The 5347-nt window shown below is 36.6% G+C and carries 7 protein-coding genes; all 7 read right to left on the reverse strand.

The genetic code is table 11. The features are described 5' to 3' along the window. Window positions 1-73 precede the first annotated feature (73 nt). From HMPREF9071_RS08115 to HMPREF9071_RS08145, 7 genes are read right to left on the reverse strand one after another with little or no spacing between them, the layout of a single operon-like run. A complete protein-coding gene (locus HMPREF9071_RS08115) occupies window positions 74-511 on the reverse strand; it encodes a hypothetical protein (RefSeq protein WP_009746128.1) in 438 nt (145 codons plus the stop codon). 7 nt (window positions 512-518) lie between these two features. Further along, window positions 519-992: a hypothetical protein gene (locus HMPREF9071_RS08120; protein ID WP_009746129.1), complete on the reverse strand. Its 474-nt coding sequence runs from the start codon at window positions 990-992 to the stop codon at window positions 519-521. A 33-nt stretch (window positions 993-1025) separates the two neighbouring features. After that, a complete protein-coding gene (locus HMPREF9071_RS08125) occupies window positions 1026-1538 on the reverse strand; it encodes a hypothetical protein (RefSeq protein ID WP_009746130.1) in 513 nt (170 codons plus the stop codon). Further along, entirely contained in the window at window positions 1535-1978 is a 444-nt protein-coding gene (locus HMPREF9071_RS08130; protein ID WP_009746131.1) for a hypothetical protein, read from the reverse strand. The genes HMPREF9071_RS08125 and HMPREF9071_RS08130 overlap by 4 nt, the downstream gene beginning before the upstream one ends. 2 nt (window positions 1979-1980) lie before the next feature. Next, a complete protein-coding gene (locus HMPREF9071_RS08135) occupies window positions 1981-3423 on the reverse strand; it encodes a lipopolysaccharide biosynthesis protein (protein WP_009746132.1) in 1443 nt (480 codons plus the stop codon). Window positions 3424-3434: 11 nt separating this feature from the next. After that, the gene (locus HMPREF9071_RS08140; protein WP_009746133.1) at window positions 3435-4367 is read right to left on the reverse strand and encodes a hypothetical protein; all 933 of its coding nucleotides are present in this window, start codon (window positions 4365-4367) and stop codon (window positions 3435-3437) included. Between the two features lie 21 nt (window positions 4368-4388). Beyond that, window positions 4389-5078 carry an SMI1/KNR4 family protein gene (locus tag HMPREF9071_RS08145; protein ID WP_009746134.1) on the reverse strand — a complete coding sequence of 230 codons (690 nt, stop codon included), beginning with the start codon at window positions 5076-5078 and terminating at the stop codon, window positions 4389-4391. Between the last annotated feature and the right edge of the window lie 269 nt (window positions 5079-5347).

Here is a 5347-nt window from a genome sequence, read left to right on the forward strand (position 1 = left end):
CATTATTGTTTGCTTTTTCAAGCAGTGGTATTTGGTTACTTGTAGCACCTTTCCAATAGTTTAAAACTTATGTCTACTTAATATATCTCCTTATTAAGAGGAAAGACAGTACTAACATACATACATTGTACGGAAACGAAAAGAGCATCACCATATTGGCGATTATAAACATCTCAAAAAAATTATGGAGTAACCTATCTATGACATCAGTCATAGAAGAATAACCGACATAAGCCCAAAAAAAGACAGAGAATAAAACTGACATTTCTAACCAAAGCAAATAGAACTTTATATAGAAAGCAATGCTACTTTTCTTTACAGCATCCAAAAGATACATACTCAGCCCTAAGGCTATAGTAAATAACCCTATCAGGTGATAAGGATAGGTTGCATTATAACAATTCGTCCTGAAAAAACAAAAAGTAGCACAACCTCCCCCTAATGTTAATAGAGCATTTAGAACACTTGCTACAACAAAGAATATGATACAATATTTGATTTTATTTTTCATAATTATTTCACTCTTTGAAAATAAGTTTCTTTCTATACTGATAGACCCTAAAGGCAATGACAAACAAAAATAAAGGCAAAGAGGTGAGCACCCCAAAAGAAAAGAGAAAAGCTAGTATTATGAGTATCGCATAAACGACCAAAGTAATCACATCTACTAAAAGATAATAGCTCTCACGATGAATGTTATAATGATAAAAATAGCTTTCCCCCTCTTTCTTTCGCCCTAAAAAATAAGGAACTACAAAAAGAAAAATCAAAGGAAAGAAAAAGGCTATTTTACTCAATACTAACAAAAATGGATCATTTTCTACGCCAATACTAAATAAATAAACAAGAGAATCCCATATCGCATTATCAAACCTCTGTATAATAGAGACTATATCATCAATTGAATAAGCTGCTAAAGCCTCATAGGTACAGACAAATAACAACCATAGTAAAAGAAAAAAATACAAATTATTTTGGAGATTCTCATTCATTTTCCAAAATCTTTAATCTACCCTAAACATTCTCTACACTCCCCATAATGCTTGTTGTAATCGCTGAATTTGAGTATCTTCTATGTTATCCAAAATAGCTAAAGTATCTCTTGGAATAAAAATACATTTTTCCAAAAGGCTTTTCAGTAAGTTTTCCAATGCCAAAGTATATTCTTGATAAGTAATAAGCTCTTTTATCTGTTCAATAAATGATAAAACTAGTGAATCGGTTGAGAAATCGTTGGTAAGTTGCTTTATAAACAAGTTAGTTGTGTAAGAAAGTATACTGATAGGTTCGCAAATACTAATTCCTAATTTCTCTTGAATGAGAGTCTCTACTTCTTCTTTGGTTTTTTCCCATTCTTCTCCTTCTCCCATAAACTGTAACTCATTGATAACCTCCCACAGCTCATCTGTAGTATTATAGTCTCTGCATACAATACTAAAAGTATAATCTCCTATTTTTTCAGCATTGTAATCTTCTTTCCAAAGGGCTTGTAAGCCTTGAATATAAAGAACGGTTGTTTTTATCTCTTCTAAAGTCATTTTATTACACTTAGTTTTTCAGGTTCATTAATAGGAATTCTTAGTTGTAAGCCAAGTTCAGAACGAGCGATTATATGGTTTGTATCCTCAAAATAGGCTTCCTTAAAATACTCGCTATTATCCAAAAACAAAAACCATAAAAGTTCCCCATTTTCTTTATTGATAATGTAAATAAAACCATCTCCTTCCCAACTACATTCACCTCCATAAATTTTATATTGGGCATTCTCTACCATAATTTTCGGATAGAGATTAGAGACATAATCCTCTTCGTTATAAGAAAAATAACTATCTAAGGTAGATTGGCACAAAATTCTTAGGTGATACTTCTCTTTAATCCATTGTCCTTCTAAAACAAGCATATCACCATTAGGGTAAGTAATAGATTTGATAATAGGATAAGTGTAATTTTCAAGAATGTTTTTTATACGTGGATGCATATCTATCTTAGTTTTTTTATTAAATCCTCTGACAAACGATATTTAATAAGTACCAATACCCAAAAAGCTACAATAAGTAATGACTTGAGTACAATATTAAAAAGCGGGTGAAACGGAAAGTCCCAAAAGAAGGAACCTCCTATGGCTATAATACCAAAGAGGGTGGTCTGTAACGTTTCTTTATAAAAAGGCTGCAAGTTGTATTTGCGATAAACAAAAACCGACTTGAGTAGGTTATACGAACTAAAAGCGATTAGGGTTGCTAATCCCGCCCCATTGATGCCGTAAAGCGGTATGAGCCACATATTCATTAAAACGGTGCCTATGACCAAAAAAACACCCAAAAACAGTACGGTGCGATAGTAAGGTGAATTGAGCAATACCGCATTGTTGAAGCCCACTAAGGCGTCCGATAGCTTTACTACTGAAATTATGATAAGCACCGTGAGTCCTGTGCTGTAATCCTTATCGGGCAGAAGAGCGTAACACTGCTGGGCGTTGACAATGATAAGCACACAAATCACCATACTCACAAAATAAGTATTTACGGTGCTGCGCTTATACAGGTCGGATAGCTCTTTTGGCTTGCTTTGATTCATAAATTGTGCCGTCAGTGGACTCACAATCTGGTACATACTCCTATACGGAATGGCAATCACCGTAGCTGTAAAAATGGCTACATTGTAAACGGCAATCTCACCGATAGGCAAGTATTGGTTGAGCATAAACTTATCAATATCCATCAATACGGAAGCCACCGAGCCTGATAAAATCACAAAAAGGCTGTACAAAAAGACTTCTTTCTTGTTCTTAGGCAACCCCCAAGCAAATTGCGGTCGGCGTACATAGAAAGCGAAAACAAACATCAAGAGCATACGCAAGGCATACACCCAAAATACACCCCATATCAATTGGTGAAAGTCGATGAGCTGCAAATAAATGGCTAATAGCAGGAGCATCACCCCTACCCTATGGAATACCTCTTTAAGGAAATTGCCAAAGACGGTTTTTAGCTGTACACGCGTCCACGCATAAGCAATTTCAAAGTAAGCCATCGCTACGGAAGTGAGGAAGATGAGAAAAACGTAATCGCGCACTTCTTCGTTTTTAGCCGAAAGCCATTGCGCAATCTGTTCGTACCCAATTACCCCGACAAAGGTGGCAGGCACAATGATGAGCAAAGGCAAAAAGCAAAGCATCAGGTTGAATTGCGCTTGCTCTTTCTTATCTCGATAAGCGGTATAATAACGCACTAAGGTATTGTTCACCCCAAAGGCGATAAGAGGGGACAGAATGGTGGCAGTGGAAGTAACATAACTCACTAATCCGTACTGAGCTTTGGAGAGGAAGTAAGTAAACAAGAAAAGGGTGTTCAGTGCCCCTATAGCAAACCCTAAATAGGTAGCCACCACATTCTTAAACGATTGACGGAACACTATCCCCATAATCTTTTTTGCTATGATTTTAAATAAGTTACTAATTTCTTTTCTACAAATTCGGTCATAGTATCAGCCTGTTTGATGACCTTGGGTTTGGCGTATTCGTGGGCAAAGCAAAGTATCTGCTGAGTGTCGGGAGCATAGAGCAGTTTGTCACCATCACCGTATTTCCAAAACTCTCCAAGCACTAAATAGTCTTTGCCATTGAACTCATCGGTATATAAGTCGGTAAAGCGAATTTCTACTCCCTCCAATCTGAGTTCGCCTATATGCTGGAAGAACAAAGTAAGTTCCTGAGAGAAAGTAACGTCCAAGTCTTGGCTCTTTTGGAAGATTTCTGCTAAGGGAATCCCCGCGGTAACAACATTATATTCATCAAAATCCTTCAGCACCTGCTTGGTGAGCTTGGGATATATAGATGAAAGTCGCTCCCAATCTTTTAGAGTAGCGGTTTGTGTGGGCATATCCTCTGCCCTTTCCCTTTTCTCTTTGAGTTCTTTAAGATGAGTAGAAACTGCGGCAACAAGCTCCGTGTTAGTAGCCTCTGTAAACCATTTTTTTAGCGAGGTAACATACTTGCCTTTTAGTCCTACTTTCTTCAAATAATCAGGTAGTGCTTTGACATTGGTTTTTAGAAAATAAAATTCTATCATATTACGAATGAGGAAATCCTTGTTGAAATACATTGTTTTCCCACTCTTAATATAATCCATCTTGAGAATGGTAAAGTTCAAGAAATGATCATCCGCCAATGCTACTGGGACGATCTCATCCAAGGTAATACCTGCATCTTTTAGCGCTTTATGCGTATAATTCAGTACGGTAAAGTTCGGCATCTCTTCCTCGAATACCATATCTATCATAGAGCAAAGCCTATCCAATATTTGCTGATACTTTTCAGAAGCAATCAACTGTTCCAATTGCTCTTTGTCCTTTTGCTCCATTGACATAACTGTAATGTTTTAATTGTTTTACCCCTCCAACTCTTTTAGGTCTATCCCCAATACCTTACACCACGCTTGGGCGTTCTTACATGTGGGATCTATACCTTTGCCTTCTGTATAAAAGGGCTCCCATTGCCAATCCTCACCCCCTGTGCAGCCAATAGTAGCGTAGTTCATCAGGAATTCCTTAAAATTATCAGCTATATAAAGTCCGTGATTCTCACTCCCATCGTGGCTGAGATACACTATTTTTCCATAGTTGTAAGGTTCTAACTCAATAGCAATATAATCGCCGTTGCCTACTTGGTGAAAGGACATTTTATTATGCCAAACACGGTCGTATTCATTATTGTAATCGGAATATACCTCTTTTACCCAACCTTTACGATCGTCCTCATAATCCAAAAGCAAATCCAATCCAAAAAGCAACTGTCCGCGAAAGATTTCAACTAATCCTTCAGGTAGAAAATCTTCGTTTTTTTCTAAAAATTCGTAAATACTCCAATAAAAATCCAAATGAGCAGTGTCTTCCAAGAGTACTTCGCGGAAATGTGGGGGCAAAGTATAGCCTAATTGCTCCTCTACGGCTTTCACTTCAGCTTCTGTAGCGGGTTTTGCTATAGTAAAAGGATCAGTTTCGCCACCAAGGGCTTTTATTTTGGTTAAATAGAGATTTAAACGTTTTTTAAAAAGTTCAAAATTAAAGATTGTCGTCATAATGATAGTTTTTTTTACTTAATGGTTTGTTCCCTCCAAAATGTAATCCCAAGTGCAATTTTGTATTACTTAATGATATGTTTCCCCTTTAGCAACAAAAGGTATAAGTAGTATAAAAGATAGAGCCCTAAGATTACTATATCAAATATAGAGGTTTGTTCTCCTAATAATTGCCAACGATTGCGAAAGCAAAAGGTATAAAAATACCATTGCTATAAGCACATACATCATCATAGAAGTAGCTACCTTCTTGCGAAACAATAGCACCA

The sequence above is a fragment of the Capnocytophaga sp. oral taxon 338 str. F0234 genome, assembly GCF_000192225.1.
In the GTDB taxonomy this organism is placed as follows: Bacteria; Bacteroidota; Bacteroidia; order Flavobacteriales; family Flavobacteriaceae; genus Capnocytophaga.

What these genes read in the sequence shown, in the direction of transcription:
- HMPREF9071_RS08135 (WP_009746132.1), bottom strand. Translation starts at nt 3,423, where the DNA reads ATGGGGATAGTGTTCCGTCAATCGTTTAAGAATGTGGTGGCTACCTAT.
- HMPREF9071_RS08145 (WP_009746134.1), bottom strand. Translation starts at nt 5,078, where the DNA reads ATGACGACAATCTTTAATTTTGAACTTTTTAAAAAACGTTTAAATCTC.
- HMPREF9071_RS08140 (WP_009746133.1), bottom strand. Translation starts at nt 4,367, where the DNA reads ATGTCAATGGAGCAAAAGGACAAAGAGCAATTGGAACAGTTGATTGCT.
- HMPREF9071_RS08125 (WP_009746130.1), bottom strand. Translation starts at nt 1,538, where the DNA reads ATGACTTTAGAAGAGATAAAAACAACCGTTCTTTATATTCAAGGCTTA.
- HMPREF9071_RS08130 (WP_009746131.1), bottom strand. Translation starts at nt 1,978, where the DNA reads ATGCATCCACGTATAAAAAACATTCTTGAAAATTACACTTATCCTATT.
- HMPREF9071_RS08120 (WP_009746129.1), bottom strand. Translation starts at nt 992, where the DNA reads ATGAATGAGAATCTCCAAAATAATTTGTATTTTTTTCTTTTACTATGG.
- HMPREF9071_RS08115 (WP_009746128.1), bottom strand. Translation starts at nt 511, where the DNA reads ATGAAAAATAAAATCAAATATTGTATCATATTCTTTGTTGTAGCAAGT.